This is a genomic window from Capnocytophaga sp. oral taxon 863 str. F0517 (assembly GCF_000466425.1).
In the GTDB taxonomy this organism is placed as follows: domain Bacteria; phylum Bacteroidota; class Bacteroidia; order Flavobacteriales; family Flavobacteriaceae; genus Capnocytophaga.
Window position 1 is genome coordinate 323 of sequence record NZ_KE992123.1, and the last position, 19,101, is coordinate 19,423.

The window sequence follows — 19,101 nt, forward strand, 5'->3', positions numbered from 1 at the left end:
AGCGTGATGGAGATATTGGGCTATGTAAGATAATGATTAATGACAAGTGAACAGTGATTTTTCATTGTTCACTGCTTACTCACTTGTCGTTATTTAGACTTTTTACAAATTACAATAAAACCACCCAAAGCTCTTTTAAATTACATTAAGAAGTTGTATTTTTGCAGCGTAGTAGTGATATACTCAATCTCCAGTGATTACAAGGGGTGGTGGGTAAAAAAGCACTATTACAGAGAAAAAAGAAATAGATAGTTTTTGTTTTTAATAGCTTTTTTATGAAAAAGAGTGGAAATTATAAGGGAGGATCATGGCGAGCGTTATGGCTCTTGGCCATGTTGTTTCCTATATACATGTTTGGACAAGATGCCACTGGCGACCCAGTGAAGGGGAAAGACTTGTTCAAGGCCAACTGTGCGGCTTGTCACAAGTTGGATGGGAAATTGGTAGGTCCGCCACTGGGTGGGGTTACCCAGAAAAGATCTGCGGAGTGGCTCCACAAGTGGATCAAAAACAGCCAAGCCTTGATTGCCTCTGGTGACAAGGACGCGATTGCTATCTTCGAGGAGTACAATAAGGTGCCTATGGCCGCTTATGAGACCCTCCTTTCCGATGAGGATATCAACTCCGTATTGGCTTATGTAGCCGATCCGGCTAAGGCAGAAGCTGCCGCAGCTCCTGCTGCTGCTGCCTCTGGGGACAATGCTACTGCCGCTGCCACAGGAGCAGAAACAGCTCCAGCAGGCGATGCCGCTGCTGCCCCTGCTCAAGAAGGAACCAACAAGTCTCTTATTTTGGTACTACTATCGGCCTCTGTACTCCTATTGGTAGGTCTTGTTGCCTTTATGATTAAGGCTAACAAGGAGGTTGCCAAATTGGCCAAAGAAAACAATAACGAAGAATACCTCAAGCAAAGCAAATATTATCCTTTGTGGAATGTTTTTGTGAAAAACAAAATCATCGCCGCTTGCCTTGTCGCTTTCCTATTCTTCTCTTCTACTTACTTGGCCTATGGCTACTTAATGCAAGTGGGTATCGACCAAGGATACCAACCTATTCAGGAAATCCACTATTCTCACAAGATACACGCAGGGGACAATCAGATCGATTGTAAGTTCTGCCACTCTGCGGCACGTACTTCCAAAACGGCTGGTATCCCATCTTTGAATGTGTGTATGAACTGTCACAAGAATATCGATGAGTATAACGGCCCTGTAACGGATCAATATACCAAGGAGTTCTACGATGGCGAAATCAAAAAACTATACGATGCCGTAGGATGGGATCCTGAAAATGCCCAATATACAGGCGTTCAGAAACCAGTGAAGTGGACTCGTATCCATAACCTCCCTGACCACGTGTACTTCAACCACTCTCAGCACGTGACTGTAGCAGGGGTGGCTTGCCAACAGTGCCATGGCGATGTACAGACTATGGAGGTAGTAGAACAACACGCACCCCTTACCATGGGATGGTGTATCAACTGCCACCGCACTACCGATGTCAATGATGCCAATCCGTATTATGAAAAAATACACGAACAATTGGCTAAGAAATATGGTAAAGAAAAACTCACCATCGCCGAACTCGGTGGTCTCGAATGTGGTAAGTGCCACTATTAATAATGACCAATGACCAGTGACTAATGACGAAGGAAAAATCATTAACCATTAACCATTAACCATTAACCATTAAAAAAGATGTCATCAGAAAAAAAATATTGGAGAAGTGTAGAGGAGTTGGATACAAACAATCCTGTGATAGAGCAAATTCATCAAAATGAGTTTGTCGATAAGCTCCCTACCTTATATTCAGGCGAGCACGAGTTCCTAAGCAACCAAGAGGCGATGGAGGAGAGTGCTACCACACGTCGTGACTTCCTCAAGTATGTCGGATTTACCACCGCTGCGGCTGCCTTGGCCGCTTGCGAAGGCCCAGTACACAAGGCGATCCCTTATGTAGTCCTTCCCGAACAAATCCGACCAGGAATCCCTGACTACTATGCCACTACCATGGCCGATGGGTTCGACTTTGCTTCTGTACTTGTCAAAACTCGTGAAGGCCGTCCTATCCGTGTGGAAAACAATCGTGAAGCGGCTTACCGTGGTTGCGGAAATGCGCGTGTACAGGCTTCCGTACTTTCTATGTACGATAGCCTACGTGCCAAAAATCCTCAAAAAGGAACTGAAAATATCACTTGGGACACCTTGGATAGTGCAGTGGTAAAAGCGCTTGCCGATGCCGCCGCACAAGAAAAGCAAATCGTATTGCTTACCGGCACCCTTGCCAGCCCTTCTACAGAAAACCTGATCAAGGAATTTACCGAGAAATATCCTACCGCTAAGCATGTAACCTACGATGCAGTCTCTGAAGAAGCGGCTGTATTGGCCTTCGAAAAGAAATATGGTATACGTGCCTTGGCCAACTATGATTTCTCTAAAGCACAAGTAATCGTCTCCTTCGCTGCTGACTTTATTGCCGACTGGCAAGGTGGCTACGAAGAGGAATATGCCAAAGGGCGTATCCCTACCAAAGAGGGCAGAATGTCTAAGCACTTCCAGTTCGAAAGCAATATGTCTCTCTCTGGGGCAAATGCCGATGAGCGTGTAGCGCTCAAGCCTGCTTTGCTCAAAGTGGCCTTGGCAAAATTCTACGGCTACCTCACAGGAAAGACCGTAGGAGGCTCCCTTCCAGAACGCGTGGAAGCAGCGGTAAAAAAAGCAGCCGAACAGGTTAAAAAAGCAGGTAGCAAAGCAGTGGTAGTAACCGGAATTCAAGAGGTGAATGCACAGAGCTTGGTACTCGAAATCAACGAAGAGCTACTCCACAGCGCTGCCTTTGACCCTGCTCATCCTGTATATATCCGCCAGGGGAATGCCGCTGCCCTCAAGCAGTTGCTAACCGATATGAATGCGGGTAAAGTAGGGGTGCTTATCATGAATAATGTAAACCCATTATACACCCTTGCTGCCTCCGATGCCTTGGCCTTCGAATCAGGTCTTGCCAAAGTAGGTACTTCTGTGGATTTCTCCCTCCGTGCCGACGAGACAGCTCTGAAGGCAACCTACCTCGCTGCCGCTCCTCACTACCTCGAATCTTGGGGGGATGTGCGTATGCGTATTGACTATTATTCTCTTATGCAGCCTACCATCCGTCCGCTTTTTGATACCCGCCAGTTCCAAGAAGCTCTCCTCAAATGGAGCGGAAAGGATGCCAATTACTATGAATATATCAAAGCTTTCTGGAAAGCCAATGTGCTGGCCGAAGGCGATGCTTGGGAAAAAGCACAACATGATGGTTTCTATCGCAAAGAGGTAGCCTTGCTTGGCGAAAAACCAGAGGCCTTGGATACGACTGCTATGATAGCTGCCCTTACCGCAGCACCTGCTGAAGGTTTCGAGCTTACCCTCTATACCAAAACAGGGCTCGGTGATGGACAACAAGCCAACAACCCTTGGCTACAAGAATTACCAGACCCTATCACCCGTGTTTCTTGGGATAACTACCTGACCATGTCCGCTGCCGATGCCAAAGAATTGGGTATCAAAAACTGGCATGTGGCCAATGGCGCTCTCGATGGGGATTATGCCCAAATCCAAGTGGGGGATGTAAGCCTCAAAGTACCTGTACTGATCCAGCCTGGTCAGGCCAAAGGCTCTGTAGGACTCGCTTTCGGTTACGGAAGAAAGGCAGCCATGAAAAAAGAAATGCAAATAGGGGTCAATGCCTATGCTTTCTATAACAATCTGAACAACGTACAGCCGGTAGCTTCTATCAAAAAGGCAGAAGGTACTCACGAATATGCTTGTATCCAGCTCCACAATACCCTTATGGGTCGTGGTGATATTGTCAAAGAAACTTCCCTCGAAGAGTTCTTGACCAAAGATGCCCATCAGTGGAACAAAAAGCCTGAAGTGTCTCTCGACCATAAGGAAGTAAAGGCTACTTCTGTAACGCTTTGGAAGGAGTTTGACAACTCTACCGGACACTTCTTTAACCTCTCTATTGACCTAAATGCATGTACCGGTTGTGGGGCTTGTGTGATCGCTTGTCACGCCGAAAACAACGTGCCTGTAGTAGGTAAGAGTGAGGTAAGGCGCTCCCGCGATATGCACTGGTTGCGCATCGACCGTTACTATTCTTCTGAAGAAACTTTCGAAGGGGACAACCAAAAAGTGGAAGGTATCTCAGGCCTTGGTGCTTCGCTCTCTACTTTTGGGGAAATGGAAACCCCTTCTGATAACCCGCAAGTGGTATTCCAGCCTGTAATGTGCCAGCAGTGTAACAACGCTCCTTGTGAGACTGTATGTCCTGTAGGGGCTACCTCTCACGGGGTACAAGGACAAAACCATATGGCTTACAACCGTTGCGTAGGTACTCGTTATTGTGCCAACAACTGTCCTTATAAGGTACGCCGCTTCAACTGGTTCCTATATAGCAACAACAATGAGTTCGACTACCATATGAACGATGACTATGGTAAGATGGTACTCAACCCCGATGTGGTGGTTCGCTCCCGTGGGGTAATGGAAAAATGTTCCTTCTGTATCCAAGAAACTCAAGCCGTTATCCTACGTGCCAAACGTGAAAACCGCCAGGTGAAAGTAGGGGAGTTCAACGACGCTTGTGCTTGTGCCGCTGCTTGTGGTACCGGAGCGATGACCTTCGGAGATATGAACAATCCTGAAGATCCTATCGTGGAACTTAGCAAAAATGACCGTATGTATCACCTACTCGAACATATCGGAACCCGTCCTAACGTATTCTATCAAGTAAAAGTAAGAAACAACGATTAATATAGTTAATAATTTTGAGTTTTGAGTGCTTAGTTAGCTAACTCAAAACTCAAAACCCAAAACTCAAAACTAAAAAATATGGCATCGCATTACGAAGCTCCTATACGCAATCCACTCATAGTAGGCGACAAGACCTACCATGATGTAACCGTGGATGTAGCGCGCCCTGTTGAAGGAAAAGCCAATCGCCTTTGGTGGATTGTATTCTCTGTAGCCCTCGCTGCTTTCTTGTGGGGATTGGGCTGTATCGTCTATACCGTATCTACCGGTATAGGGGTATGGGGATTGAACAAGACCGTTGGTTGGGCTTGGGATATCACCAACTTTGTATGGTGGGTAGGTATCGGTCACGCCGGTACACTGATCTCCGCCGTATTGTTACTCTTCCGCCAAAAATGGAGAATGGCTATCAACCGCTCCGCGGAGGCTATGACCATCTTCTCCGTAGTACAAGCGGGGCTCTTCCCTATCATCCACATGGGGCGCCCTTGGCTCGCCTACTGGACAGTACCTATTCCTAACCAGTTTGGTTCCCTTTGGGTGAACTTTAACTCGCCTTTGCTTTGGGACGTGTTCGCTATCTCTACCTACCTCTCCGTATCTTTGGTGTTCTGGTGGACTGGTTTGCTCCCCGACTTCGCCATGCTACGCGATAGAGCAGTTAAGCCTTTCCAAAAGAAAATCTATAGCTTGGTGAGCTTCGGTTGGAGTGGTCGTGCCAAGGATTGGCAACGTTTTGAAGAGGTTTCTTTGGTATTGGCCGGATTGGCAACACCTTTGGTACTTTCTGTGCATACCATCGTGTCCTTCGACTTTGCTACCTCTGTAATCCCTGGTTGGCATACCACCATCTTCCCTCCTTACTTCGTAGCTGGGGCGATCTTCTCTGGATTCTCTATGGTAAATACGCTCCTTATCATCATGCGTAAGGTGTCCAACTTGGAGAACTATATCACCCTACAGCATATCGAACTGATGAACTTGGTGGTGATGATTACCGGTTCTATCGTAGGTTGTGCCTATATCACCGAGCTTTTCGTAGCCTGGTACTCCGGAGTGGAATACGAGCAATATGCCTTCCTTAACCGTGCCACTGGGCCTTACTGGTGGGCTTACTGGATGATGATGACCTGCAACGTCTTCTCTCCTCAGTTCATGTGGTTCAAGAAGCTACGCCGAAGCATCCTCTTCTCCTTCTGTATCTCTATCGTGGTAAATATAGGGATGTGGTTCGAGCGCTTTGTGATCATCGTGACCTCCTTGCACCGTGATTACTTGCCTTCTTCCTGGACAATGTTCTCTCCTACGCTGATCGATATAGGAATCTATACCGGTACCATCGGTTTCTTCTTCGTGCTCTTCTTGCTCTACTCTCGTACTTTCCCTGTGATAGCGCAAGCCGAAGTAAAATCTATCTTGAAATCCTCAGGAGAAAAATATAAAAAATTAAGAGACACTAACCCTAATAATTCACATTAGTATGAGTAAGAAAGTAGTACAAGCACTCTATAATGACGATGATGTGCTCCTATCGGCTGTCAAAAAGGTAAGAGAGGCCAACCTCAAAATCGAGGAAGTCTATACCCCTTTCCCTGTACATGGCCTTGATAAGGCCATGGGTCTGAAGCCTACCCGTATTGCCATAGCTTCTTTCATCTACGGATGTATCGGGCTAGTGGTCGCTACCCTTATGATGAAGTACATCATGATCGACGATTGGCCTCGTAATATCGGAGGAAAGCCTAACTTTACTTATATTACGAACCTTCCGGCTTTCATCCCTATTATGTTCGAGCTTACCGTATTCTTCGCCGCCCACCTTATGGTAATTTCCTTCTACATGCGTAGCAGGCTATATCCATACAAGCAGGCCGAAAATCCGGATCCACGTACCACCGATGATCACTTCTTGATGGAAGTACAAAGCGATGGAGATGCCTCCCAATTGGCAAAGCTCCTACAAGAAACCGGTGCCGTTGAGGTAAAAATAGCAGATAAAAAAGCAATTCAGATATGAAAAAAAGATATATATTAGCCTTATCCGTAGTCGCCCTTTCCCTTACCGCTTGTTTCCACAAGGATAAGCCGAACTACCAATATATGGCCGATACCGATATGTACTTCCCTGTAGGTTACGAAACCTATCAGGAAGCACCCGAAGGTAACAAGGCGCTCAAGGGCGGAATGGAGGCACAACTCCCTCCAGAGCACACTATCAAGCGTGGTTGGATGCCTTTCCTATACCCTAATACCAACGAAGGGTATGATTTGGCTAAAGCCGAACTTAAAAACCCGCTCCTTGCCGATAGCCTCGCACTCAAAGATAATATCAAAGAAGGTGCCGCCCTCTACAATATCTATTGTATGGTATGCCACGGAGCCGAAGGCGATGGGCAGGGGATACTCGTGCAGCGTGACAAATATCTAGGGGTTCCCAACTATAAGGACAGAGAAATTACCCAAGGTAGTATCTACTACGTGATCTATCACGGACGTAACGCTATGGGTTCTTACGCTTCCCAGATTACTGAAAAAGAACGCTGGCAAGTAGCCCTATACGTGGAGCAACTCCGAAACAAACTCATTAACAAATAACCCCTAAGAAGTAGGAATTATGTATTCGTTTTCAAGTAAAATAAAGCTTACAGCGCTCATCAGTATGATTGTAGGGCTTATAGCAATCATATATGGCTTTATAGCGACCCCCAGTTCCGTAGCCGACCTCCAGCATGGGGGTGAGGCAGCTCATGACCCTGCGCACCTGGAACATGTGCTTCACTTGCTACAGAACAAGCCTTGGGCTGCCCTCTATGTAGCAGCACTCTTCTTCTTGCTCATTAGCTTAGGGGTCTTGGCTTTCTATGCAATTAACCGCGCCGCTCAGGCTGGTTGGGCTCCTATCCTCTTTAGAGTGATGGAGGGAATCACCGGTTACCTCCCTGTAGGGGCTGCCATATTCTTCCTCTTGCTCGTATGTGCCGGACTTCACCTGAATCATCTCTTCATTTGGATGGATCCTCAGGTGGTAGCTCATGATACGATTATTCAAGGGAAAACAGGCTACCTCAATGTGCCTATGTTCCTGGTGCGTGCAGCTGTTTATCTCTTAGGATGGATTGCTTACCGTCAGATTACCCGTAAGCTCTCCCTCAAGCAGGATGTAGCTTCTGATAATGCACCTTTTATCAAGGCTTTCAAGTGGTCTGCCGGGTTCCTTGTATTCTTCCTCGTTTCCGAATCTATGATGTCTTGGGATTGGATCATGAGTGTAGATCCACACTGGTTCAGTACCCTCTTCGGTTGGTACGTATTTGGTAGCTTCATCACTTGTGCAATTGCCACCATTATCTTAGTGACCATAACCCTCAAAGCACAAGGCTACTTGGAGCATGTCAATGACAGCCACCTCCATGATTTGGCTAAGTATCTCTTCGGCTTCTCTATCTTCTGGACTTACCTTTGGTTCTCTCAATACCTATTGTATTGGTACTCCAATATCCCTGAAGAGGTTACTTATTTTGTAACTCGCTTGGAGCACTTCGAGCCTATTGTCCTCGGTATGTTGGCTATCAACTTCCTCCTACCATTACTTATCTTAGTTGATTCTGATATCAAGCGTCGTCCTTGGGTAGTAGGCACCATGGCCGTAGTAATCCTTATCGGACACTATTTGGACTTCTTCAACATGATTATGCCAGCCACCGTAGGTGACCAATGGAGCATAGGTGCTGCCGAAATAGGAAGTCTTTTGTTCTTCTTCGGACTATTCACTTATATTACTTTCTATACCCTTACCAAGGCACCATTAGTTGAAAAACGCCATCCTCTCATGGGAGAAAGCGAACACTTCCACTACTAATAGAAAGAAGTAGTTAGAGGTTAATGATTAGAGATTAGTGGTTAGTGATTGGTATCAGTCACTAACCATTAATCATTAATAGTTAGTATTAGTCATTCGTCACTAGTCACTAATCATTGGTCACTAGTCACTAATCATTGGTCACTACTTCTTGCTTTTCATGCTCAAATTCGCACCTTTCATGTTTGATTTTTTGTTTTTTTTCTTCTAGGTATCCAATAAAATATTATCTTTGCCTTATGAAATAAAAAAATAATATCATGAAAAAAGTAATTCTATTCACAGGTCTGCTTCTCATAGGAGCTGCTTGCAGCAAAAGTGAAGACAATAATAATTCCAATGATATAGGAAAAGGAGGTAATGGAGATAAAACAGACAAAATAATTCCTGTAGAGGAAGTCATTAAGCTCCCTAAAAGAAGTTTCGAAGGAGAGGTAAGTATTGAATCAGGAACCTATACCGCTGATGACTATACTTTTGATGACAAAGGACGCCTCACAACGATTGAACATAATGGCTATGTAGGAGGGCAAAAAAACAGAACAGAAACAACAACTGAATATACCTACAATGGAGATACCAAGCAAGTAATAGAAGTAAGAAAAATTCATCCTACAGATACAATAACCTACGCCCTTTCCTATAATGATAAAGGAAATATCACAGTGGTAAGGCGCGGGAATATAGTTATAGCTACTTACGAATATGATACTCAAGGAAAACTCAAGGCTCTGAAAAATCAGCAAGCTCCCTATCAGGTAAATTATCCTACAGCCAATACAGTAGAATTAATACAACGTGCGGACGATGGTAGCATACAGAAAAAAATCTATACACTTGATGAAAATGGAGATGTAGTAAAAAAAGTAGAGGAATCTTACGGTACTGTGCGTGGAGAATTACAGCTCACTTCTTCAGATACATTTGAATACACCTTGAGCGATGTAAAAAACCCTTTTGGAGGAAATAACAAGTACTATGCTGAGTTTGTTTACGATCCAAATGCTTATGATGAGACTTATAACAAATTTCTCACTCAAAAACAGGTAAGGACAATCTATAATAAAATATCAGATAGCAGAAGTGAAGAAACAACTACTTACCAATATGAAAAAAATGCAGAAGGCTATCCTACTAAAATAACTGAAAAATTTAATGACACGGAGGCAAGAGTAGTGGTTAAGTATCAATACTAAGTTCTTATTCATATAATCAAAAAAATAGTCTTCTGTAAGGAGTTTCCTACTCACAGAAGACTATTTTAGTCTTTATATTAATTAATAATTAACCATTGATCATCATGGTTTAGCTATTCAAGGCATTTGCCCCCGATACGATCTCAAGAATTTCGTTGGTAATAGCGGTTTGTCGTGCTTTGTTATAGGTAAGCTTGAGTTCGTCGCGTAGGGTGGAGGCATTGTCTGTTGCCTTGTGCATAGCTGTCATACGGGCGCCATGTTCGGCCGCAAGCGAATCACGAAGGCTCTTATATAGCTGTAGCTTCAGATGCTTAGGAATAAGCCCCTCTACAATCGCCTCAGCCGAAGGCTCATAGATAAAGTCACTCTCCTGAGTCTCTTCTTCCTGGCTAAGCTGTAGCGGAAGGAATACTTCCTCGGTAAGGATCTGAGTGGCTACGTTCTTAAAACTATTGTATACCAAGATAATTTGGTCATAAGTACCTTTGGTATAGGCATCCATCAGCTCTTGGGCGAGGGCAGCCACTTTTTCAAAGTTCATATGATCGAAGAAACCTTCACAATAACGGCTCACTTTGCTCGTTTTCTTAAGAATATCATTTCCCTTTTTCCCGATAGTAAGGATCTCCACCTTCTTACCTTCGTATTTTTCCAATAGAGACAAGGTATGTTTTACTATAGTAGAGTTAAAAGCCCCGCATAGCCCCCTGTCGGAGGTGATAGCCACTACAAGGATACGCTCCTGTTGGGCATGAGGCAAGAAGGGATTGGTAGTTCCCAAAGCATTCTTAAGAGAGTTAAGAAGGGTTCCCAAAGTATGTGCATAAGGCTTCATCGCATGGATGGCCTCCTGTGCTTTTTTGGACTTGGCCGCAGATACCATCTTCATGGCGCTGGTTATCTGCATAGTTGAACTGATCGAGTTGATACGATTGCGTATCTCTTTAAGATTAGCCATAGCTGGATATTAAACAGATTCTTTGCGTGTGCAAAAATACGAAAAAATAATGACAAACCACTAAAACAAATGATAATTTTTATAATGATGGGTGACAAATGACTAATCCATCATACTTCATTAGTCATTTGTCACTGTCACTAGTCATTAATTATTTTCCTCCCCAGAAGTAGTATCCTATGATGCTGATAAAGAGGATACTGAGGATATTGAGCCAAAAACCAGCCTTGAGCATGACTTTTTGAGGGACGAGCCCCGTACCAAAGGCAATAGCATTAGGAGGGGTGGCCACAGGAAGCATGAAGGCACAAGAGGCTCCGATACCGATAATCATAGCCAAGCCTATGGCAGGTACCCCTATTTCTTCAGCAATAGAGATGAAGATAGGCACCAAAAGGGCAGCACTGGCCGTATTGGAGGTAAACTCTGTAAGGAAGATGATAAAGGTGGCTACCAATAAGCCTATCACAAAGTGGTTTTGGTTGCGGATAAGTTCTACAATGGTCTCTACCAAGGCCTTACTTGCCCCAGAGGAGCCTAAGACGGCACTTAGGGTAAGTCCTCCTCCGAAGAGTAGGAGTACCCCCCAGTCGGTATTTTCCTCAATATCTTTCCAGCTTACAATGTTGAAGGTACAAACGAGGATAGCTGCTGTCAGTGCGATGATACTATCAAAATCACCTATTTTTTCCAATCCAAAGAGTCCGGAAAGTACAGGATTGACTTGTGTGGAGAAAATCCAAAATAAGGCAGTGAGCGTAAAGATAATGATAGCACCCCATTGTTTTCTATTCAGAGGTTCTTCCTTGTGATCATCGCCCTTTACTTGGTCTATAGAGACCTTTAGGTTAGGACGGAAAAGGATGAACAAGGTAAGTATTGTAAGAGGTAATAGTCCTGCTACCACAGGCATACCATACCATAGCCATTCTTGGAAAGTTACTCCCAAGTTAGAAGAAACAATCGCATTCGGTGGGCTACCTACAAGGGTTCCCATACCACCTATACTGGCCGAATAGGTAATCCCCAAGATTACGAACCAGTAGGAGCCCTTGTTTTGCTCATAAGGTAAGCCCTTGAGCAAACCGATACCCAGAGGAATCATCATAGCTGCGGTAGCAGTGTTGCTAATTCCCATAGAGAGACCTGCGGTTACCAAAAAGAGCAATAAGATAGCCCATAGGAAATTACCACGAGCGAGAGAAAGCACCTTATACGCAATGTATTTGTCCAACTTATTGACACTCAGTGCGGCTGCTAAGGCAAATCCTCCGAAGAATAGGAAGATGGTCGGGTTGGCAAAGTGCTGTAGTGCGGGCTTGGTATCTACCAATCCTAAGATGACAGAGAGGATCGGTATCGCTATGGCCGTGATAGTAATAGGAATTACCTCAGTGAGCCATAGGATAGCTACTAAGACAAGTAGCGCTAGACCTTTGTTGGTCTTTGCTTCGTAGGGGAGCCACAGCATGAGGGCTCCGGAAAGAAGTACGGCTATTAACAGAATGATAGCGCGCTTGGCGGTAATAAACTCAGTTTTCATAGGCTATAGTAATTAATAAAAATAAGAAAAAACCCTTGTTATTTATGTCCAACAAAATTACATTTTTTTGGTCAAAAAAACAAGAGTTTTCGTATAAATTTTTTAACTGGCGCTGTATAAGCTATTTATTCTTATATACCTACTTGATCATAGAGGATGTCTCCGTCTTGGCATAGGGGTTTGAGTTGTGATTCGATGAAGGTATGTACCTGTTTTTTATAGGCTTCTGGGTAAAGTAGGTGGATATTGGCACCTGCATCCAAGGTGAAACATACTGGGGTAGCGGTACTGGCTCTGAAATACCATATACGCTCAATGGCCGATAGGGTATTGGGGCGCATGAGGATATAGTAGGGGTTGGAGGTGAGCATCATCGCATGTAGGGCAAGGGCTTCGCTTTCTACCAGCTTACAGAACTCATCTAAGTTACCTTGAGCGAGTATATCTCTTAATAGGGTAATATTCTGCCTCGCTTGAGCAAAACGCGCCTCTGCATAGGGGTGATCGTGCATGAGCTTGTGCCCCTTGGAGCTGCTTACAGGCTTTTGTCCCTTGTCAATCAGTAAAATAGAATCCTGAAAGGTATTGAATACCTCATGTATATCTTTCATAGGTACCCCATAGAAGTTGGAACTATCTGGTACGGCGGAGTGTGCGCCCCATATTACAACACCTCCATAGGTACTACGGCAAGCACTACCGGAGCCTAAACGGGCTAAGAAGGAGGCTTTCTCATAGAAAAACTTTTCACTCATCTCCGGATAGAAGAGCTTTTCTATCTTCATCAGGCAGACGGCCAAAGCAGCCATCCCACTGGCCGAGGAAGCTATCCCGGAGCTATGAGGGAAGGAATTGCGTGTGCGGACGATGAAGTAGTAGTCCCTAAGAAAGGGAATATAATTGCGGATACGAGTAAAAAAAGTTTCTATCTTTGGTAGGAAATTTTCCTTAGGCTCTTCCTCAAAGTAGAAATCAATCTGGAAACTGGTCGTAAAATCAGTACGAGGGGCAATTTCCATGATGGTTTCTGTATAAGAGTTGGAAAGCGTAAAGCTGATGGAGGGATTCATAGGAATCTGTTCGTCCTTCTTCCCCCAGTATTTCACCAGTGCGATATTACTTGGAGCACGGTGTTGCACTTTGGCCGCCTCTACCTTTTGGGTGTAGGGCTTAGGAATAAATTTGTCTACTAACATCCTTTGATAATGACTAACGACTAATGATTAATAATTAATAAAGGTGCTTTTGGGTACCTTATAATTAGCGGCAAAGATACGAAGATTAATTGTTAATTATTAAGGGGTAATTGTTAATGTTTAAGAATGGTAAACTATAGGAAATTTTTAAAAGTAAATTTTCATTCTATATTATGATGCTATATCAGAAGAAAAATGTACTTTTGTACAAAATTTGTCAAGAGATAAAAAAGTAAAGAGCTATGAAACCATTAATCAAATATCGTGGAGGAAAATCAAAAGAAATCCCCTATATAGTTACACAGATTCCGTGTTTTAGTGGGAGGTATATAGAGCCATTTTTTGGTGGTGGAGCATTATATTTTTATTTAGAACCACATAAAGCTATTATAAATGATATCAACTCAAAATTAATTGATTTCTATCGTGGTGTCCAGCAAAACTATTCCTCTTTACGAAAAGAGCTTGATGAGGTAGAAAAGATATACCATTCTAATAGGATAGATTTTGATGCATTGAAAGCGCAAACACCTCATGAAAAAGTTGAGGATAAAAACGAGGCTTTTTATTATTCTATGCGTGATATGTTTAATGGAATATCTGATAAGAAATATTCGGATGCATTATTGTATTTCTTTATTAATAAAACAGCTTATTCAGGTATGATAAGATATAATGCAAAAGGAGAATTCAATGTTCCCTTTGGCCGTTACCAAAAGATAAATACCTCACTTATAACTAAGGCTCATAGCAATTTACTTTCGTTGGCTGAAATATACAATCTTGATTATAGTGAAATATTTGATATGGCAAAAGAAGATGATTTTATTTTCCTTGACCCACCCTATGATTGTGTTTTTTCGGATTATGGAAATGAAGAATACAAAGATGGCTTTAATGATCAATATCATATAAAATTGGCAAATGACATAAAAAAATTGAATTGTCGGGTTCTTTTAGTTATTGGTAGGACACCTTTGACTGAACGTTTGTATGGTGATATGATAATAGACGAATATGCTAAAACTTATGCTGTGAACATTAGGAATAGATTTAAATCATCAGCATCTCATATCCTTGTGGCCAATTATCAACCTATTGAAAGAAAGTTGTTCTAACAAAGTATATAAGAAATTAATAAGAGTATCATGGCAAGGATAGACAGTAAAGTTATTTTCGTTACAACATCACCTCGTACGCCGAGCAAAATGATTCCCGAAATAGAGTTACTTAATCAACACTTCGTGGGTCAGCCGTGGAATGATGAGACTCAAAGAGCGTTTATGGAATGTCTCAAAGAGGAAGATTTTTTCAATGGTAAAGCCACAAACGATCCTGCTTTTAGTGCAAGGGATAGAATGAATCGTGCCCCTAAATCGTTAGGTTTTGTTAAACTATCACCTATTATCGCCCTGACGCCAGCAGGAGAATATTTGATTTCAGCCAAACGGAAAGAAGAAATATTCTTGCGACAGTTACTTAAATTTCAAGTTCCTTCGCCTTACCACAAACCAAGTGACCAAGCAGCAAAATTTTGGGTAAAGCCTTATCTGGAAATATTCAGACTGATTAGACATTTTGGTTCATTGAAATTTGATGAACTGATGATTTTTGGGTTGCAATTGGTTGATTTTAGACAATTTGATGCTATTGTAAAGAAAATAGAGTGTTTTCGTATAGAAAAAGCAAAAAAAGAGGTTAATTACAAAATATTTAAAAGGGAATGTCTGAAAAAGGAATTGTTTTCTATCTATGAAAAGGAGATTAGGACAGGAAATACTAAAACGAGAGAAAGCAAAGGTAAGTCAATTGATAAATTTCTGAGAACCAAGGAGAGTAATTTACGAGACTATGCAGATGCATGTATCAGATACTTGCAAGCAACAGGGCTTGTAAATATCTCTCATATAGGTCGCTCTCTGTCAATAATCCCAGAAAGAATTAAAGATGTTGATTTCTTTTTAGAGCATACTGATAGGACACCTTGTTTTATAGATAATGAGAAAAAATACACAGATTATTTAGGTAATGCCTCTTTACCTATTCTTCTGACAGATAATAAAAAAGCCGTTATTGAAAAGCTGAACAGAGAATTTCCTCTAATTTCCATTAATAAAATGGCGACAATTGAGAATCTGAAAGATTTGCTTGATGACGCTATTATTCAACGTAAGGAACAAATGATAGCAGAACAAATAACAGCTGTTAAAGACTACAAGTTTTATAATGACATTCAAAACATATTTAGGCAAATAGAGAATAAAGATATATATGATCCTTCTTTGATGCTTGAGTGGAATGTTTGGAGGGCTATGACAATGCTTGATGGAGGTGATATCAAGGCAAATTTAAAATTTGATGATTTTGGAAATCCTATGTCAGTGGCGCAAGGAAACATGGCAGACATAGTATGTGATTATGGTGATTTTGGGCTTACTATTGAAGTTACAATGGCTTCTGGACAAAAGCAATATGAAATGGAGGGAGAGCCTGTTTCTCGACATCTTGCAAAAATAAAGAAAGCAACGAATAAGCCCACCTATTGTCTGTTCATTGCTCCAACTATCAATGAAGCCTGTGTGGCTTACTTCTATGCTTTGCATAATATTAACATTACTTATTATGAAGGATGTTCTACTATAGTACCCCTGCCTTTGAGTATATTTTGTAAAATGGTGGAAGATTCGTATAAAGTAGACTATACACCACATCCTAACCAAGTAAAGCGTTTCTTTGAGCGTTCTAATGAACTTGTAAAAACCAGTGAGAACGAACAGGTTTGGTTTGAACAAATCAAGCAAGAAGCACTGAATTGGTTGTCTATCGGATAGTGAATAATGAATAGTGAGAAATCCTCTAAGGACGTTTTTCACTATTCACTATTCTCTCTCCGCTATTTTTTCTTCATTTATTTGGTTTACCAAATTTTGACTCTGTCCTGAGGTTTTCGATAGAGTTTGTCGCCTTCCTTGACACCAAAGGTCTGATACCAAGCCTCTACATTGGTCAGCGGAGCGAAGGCACGGAGGTAGTCCGGAGCATGGGGGTCTGTCTTGATTTGGTTGGTAAGGTTTTGGTCGGTGGTAAGGGAGCGCCATACGGTAGCCCAAGCGATAAAGAAGCGCTCATTTTGGCTCAATCCACTGATTTTGGCTACTTCTCCATGGTCTTTGAGATACATCTGTAGGGCATCGAAGGCGATATTAGCACCACCTAAGTCGGCTATGTTTTCCCCATTGGTGAAAATACCATTGACGAAAATACCCTTCACGGGTTCATATTGGTCGTATTGCTTGGCGAGGGCTTGGGTGGCCTTTTCGAAATTTGCTTTATCGGTGGCGCTCCACCAGTCTTGTAGGTTGCCATCGGCATCGAACTGGGCGCCACTGTCATCAAAGCCATGGGTCATCTCATGTCCGATAATTCCTCCGATGGCACCGAAATTCACGGCTGGATCGGCCTCGGGGTTGAACATGGGCGCTTGTAGGATCGCTGCTGGGAAGACGATCTCGTTGTAGAGAGGGCTGTAGTAGGCATTGACCGTCTGTGGGGTCATGCCCCATTTGGTCTTATCCACCGGCTTGCCGACTTCGTTTAGGCTCTTTTGGTAGTACCATTGGGAGAGGTGCTGTAGATTCTCGGTAAGAGAGGCTTTGGGGTCAATAGTGAGCTTGGAATAGTCCTCCCAATTGTCGGGATAGCCCACCTTTACATGGAGTTTGTCCAGCTTAGTCAAGGCTTTTTGCTTGGTCTCTTCGCTCATCCAAGTGAGCTCTTTGATATGCTGGGCGAAGCTCTTTCTGAGGTAACTGATCAGGGTAAGCATCTGTTCTTTGGATTCTTTAGGGAAGAATTTTTCCACATAGAGCTTTCCAAAAGCCTCCCCTAAGGAGCCATCAATGAGGGAGAAAGCGCGTTTTTGGATAGCTCGTTGCTCCTTTTGGCCGCGAAGGTATTGGTCATAGAACTCAAAGGATAGCCTGTCCAAGTCCTCATGGAGGTTGGTGATATTGCTTAGTACCAACATATATTTGAGGTAATCCCGAAGCAGAGGCAAATTGTTGGTATTGATAAATTTATCATAGTCTTTGTACAAGCGCAATTCGGAGACGATGACCTTGCCCTCTCCCATCCCTACATTTTTTAGCAGCTGAGGGAGGTTGATATTTTTGACTAAGGCGCCTAACTCCTCTACTGTCAGAGGGTTATAGCTTAGGTTAGGGTCACGGCTTTGCTCATTGGTAAGCATGAGCTTGGCGATGCTTTTCTCGAAAGCCACTTGTTTTTTAGCTTTTTCCTCGGGAGCAGTCTCCCCAATGGATTTGAATACTTGGGAGACGAAGGCTTCGTATTTTTGGAGGGCTTCGCGGTTGCTATCATTTTCTTTTTGGTAGTAGTCGGAGCCCATACCGATAGCGAAATTGTCCAAGTAGGCCACATTGGTATTGGAGTCCTTCATATCAGGATAGGCACTCCAGGCACAGATAGGGTTTCCTGCGGAGGGAGTGACCTCTTCTAAGTATTTTTGGAGGTCGGCTAAGGAGTTGATTTGGTTGATTTTAGCCAATTGTCCTTCGATAGGGGAGAGGCCTTGGGCGTTGCGGGTATTCCAGTCCACATATTGCCGGTAGAGGGTTTGTATTTTTTGTCCTTCGCTGCCTTCGGGATAGTCCTTTTGGATGAGGTCGTCGAGGATAGAGAGGCAGTTGGCCTCGGTCAGGTCGTCCAGCATATAGTAGGTTCCCCAGGAGGTTTTGTCGGAGGGGATTTGGGCTGTTTTCATCCAATTTCCATTGACATAGTTGTAGAAATCGTCTTGGGGGCGTACGGAGGTATCCATAGCCGAGAGGTCAAGGCCTTTTTCTTCTACTTTGCTTAGGGTTTCTTTGGCAGGATGGCCACAGGCCACCAGCAGCGAGAGACATCCCCATAGGGTGGTTTTGGTGTTCATGATGTTGGGGGTTAGGTTTTGATGAATAGGAGGACAAATATACGAATTTTATAGGTAATATTCTTTGAACTTGAGAATTACCTATCGCCTTTTATGGATGCTTGGCAAGGAGGTGCACAAGACCAGCTACAAGGGCAAATCGCCAGTGCTAAAATTCCGCTCTCTCGAATGATTTCGCCTCAACTCTATTGGGTAATGACAGGCGATGATTTTTCGTTGGATATCAATAACCCCAAAGAACCTAAAATCCTTTGTGTAGGCAACAATCCCGATAGGCAGAATATCTATTCAGCAGCTTTAGGTTTGTACAATTCACGTATTGTAAAGCTCATCAACAAGAAAGGACAACTCAAATCCTCAGTGATTATTGATGAGCTGCCAACGATATATTTTAGGGGATTGGATAACCTAATAGCCACAGCCCGAAGCAATAAAGTAGCTGTTTGTTTAGGTTTTCAAGATTATTCACAGCTCACCCGTGATTATGGCGATAAGGAAAGCAAGGTAATACAGAATACTGTAGGAAATATTTTTAGCGGACAAGTAGTAGGGGAAACAGCTAAAACCCTTTCTGAACGTTTTGGAAAGGTATTGCAGAAAAG

13 protein-coding genes and 1 pseudogene are annotated in these 19,101 nt (G+C 43.1%); 10 read left to right on the forward strand and 4 right to left on the reverse strand.

The features are described 5' to 3' along the window. The first annotated feature begins 275 nt into the window (after positions 1–275). The 7 genes from HMPREF1551_RS05410 (at position 276) to HMPREF1551_RS05440 (ending at position 9,848) form a co-directional block, all read left to right on the forward strand. Complete coding sequence (locus HMPREF1551_RS05410) at positions 276–1,619, forward strand: c-type cytochrome (RefSeq protein WP_021628050.1); 1,344 nt, start codon at positions 276–278, stop codon at positions 1,617–1,619. A 78-nt stretch (positions 1,620–1,697) separates the two neighbouring features. Then, on the forward strand, positions 1,698–4,793 hold the full coding sequence (locus HMPREF1551_RS05415) for a TAT-variant-translocated molybdopterin oxidoreductase (protein WP_021628051.1): 3,096 nt from the start codon (positions 1,698–1,700) through the stop codon (positions 4,791–4,793). Positions 4,794–4,871: 78 nt separating this feature from the next. After that, on the forward strand, positions 4,872–6,272 hold the full coding sequence (gene nrfD, locus HMPREF1551_RS05420) for an NrfD/PsrC family molybdoenzyme membrane anchor subunit (RefSeq protein ID WP_021628052.1): 1,401 nt from the start codon (positions 4,872–4,874) through the stop codon (positions 6,270–6,272). Between the two features lies 1 nt (position 6,273). Continuing rightward, a complete protein-coding gene (locus HMPREF1551_RS05425) occupies positions 6,274–6,810 on the forward strand; it encodes a DUF3341 domain-containing protein (protein WP_021628053.1) in 537 nt (178 codons plus the stop codon). After that, positions 6,807–7,388 carry a c-type cytochrome gene (locus HMPREF1551_RS05430; RefSeq protein WP_021628054.1) on the forward strand — a complete coding sequence of 194 codons (582 nt, stop codon included), beginning with the start codon at positions 6,807–6,809 and terminating at the stop codon, positions 7,386–7,388. Before HMPREF1551_RS05425 ends, HMPREF1551_RS05430 begins: the two co-directional genes overlap by 4 nt. 19 nt (positions 7,389–7,407) lie before the next feature. Next, complete coding sequence (locus HMPREF1551_RS05435; RefSeq protein WP_021628055.1) at positions 7,408–8,652, forward strand: hypothetical protein; 1,245 nt, start codon at positions 7,408–7,410, stop codon at positions 8,650–8,652. Positions 8,653–8,912: 260 nt separating this feature from the next. Then, positions 8,913–9,848: a DUF4595 domain-containing protein gene (locus HMPREF1551_RS05440; protein ID WP_021628056.1), complete on the forward strand. Its 936-nt coding sequence runs from the start codon at positions 8,913–8,915 to the stop codon at positions 9,846–9,848. Between the two features lie 109 nt (positions 9,849–9,957). On the opposite strand, the gene atpG is transcribed toward HMPREF1551_RS05440, so the two are convergent. The 3 genes from atpG to HMPREF1551_RS05455 form a co-directional block, all read right to left on the reverse strand. Beyond that, positions 9,958–10,809 carry an ATP synthase F1 subunit gamma gene (gene atpG, locus HMPREF1551_RS05445; RefSeq protein ID WP_021628057.1) on the reverse strand — a complete coding sequence of 284 codons (852 nt, stop codon included), beginning with the start codon at positions 10,807–10,809 and terminating at the stop codon, positions 9,958–9,960. Between the two features lie 151 nt (positions 10,810–10,960). After that, positions 10,961–12,352, reverse strand: coding sequence for an SLC13 family permease (locus HMPREF1551_RS05450; RefSeq protein WP_021628058.1), 1,392 nt, complete (start codon positions 12,350–12,352; stop codon positions 10,961–10,963). Positions 12,353–12,483: 131 nt separating this feature from the next. Next, the gene (locus HMPREF1551_RS05455; RefSeq protein ID WP_021628059.1) at positions 12,484–13,548 is read right to left on the reverse strand and encodes a diphosphomevalonate/mevalonate 3,5-bisphosphate decarboxylase family protein; all 1,065 of its coding nucleotides are present in this window, start codon (positions 13,546–13,548) and stop codon (positions 12,484–12,486) included. Between the two features lie 242 nt (positions 13,549–13,790). Between HMPREF1551_RS05455 and HMPREF1551_RS05460 the strand changes: the two genes are divergently transcribed. Next, positions 13,791–14,666 (forward strand): DNA adenine methylase, encoded by an 876-nt coding sequence (locus tag HMPREF1551_RS05460; RefSeq protein WP_021628060.1) that lies wholly within the window; start codon positions 13,791–13,793, stop codon positions 14,664–14,666. A gap of 30 nt (positions 14,667–14,696) precedes the next feature. Next, a complete protein-coding gene (locus HMPREF1551_RS05465; protein WP_021628061.1) occupies positions 14,697–16,379 on the forward strand; it encodes an AlwI family type II restriction endonuclease in 1,683 nt (560 codons plus the stop codon). 86 nt (positions 16,380–16,465) lie between these two features. On the opposite strand, the gene HMPREF1551_RS05470 is transcribed toward HMPREF1551_RS05465, so the two are convergent. Beyond that, positions 16,466–18,499, reverse strand: coding sequence for a M13 family metallopeptidase (locus tag HMPREF1551_RS05470; protein WP_021628062.1), 2,034 nt, complete (start codon positions 18,497–18,499; stop codon positions 16,466–16,468). A gap of 66 nt (positions 18,500–18,565) precedes the next feature. Here HMPREF1551_RS05470 and HMPREF1551_RS05475 point away from each other — a divergent pair. Next, positions 18,566–19,101, forward strand: a pseudogene (locus tag HMPREF1551_RS05475) (TraM recognition domain-containing protein); the annotation flags it as partial.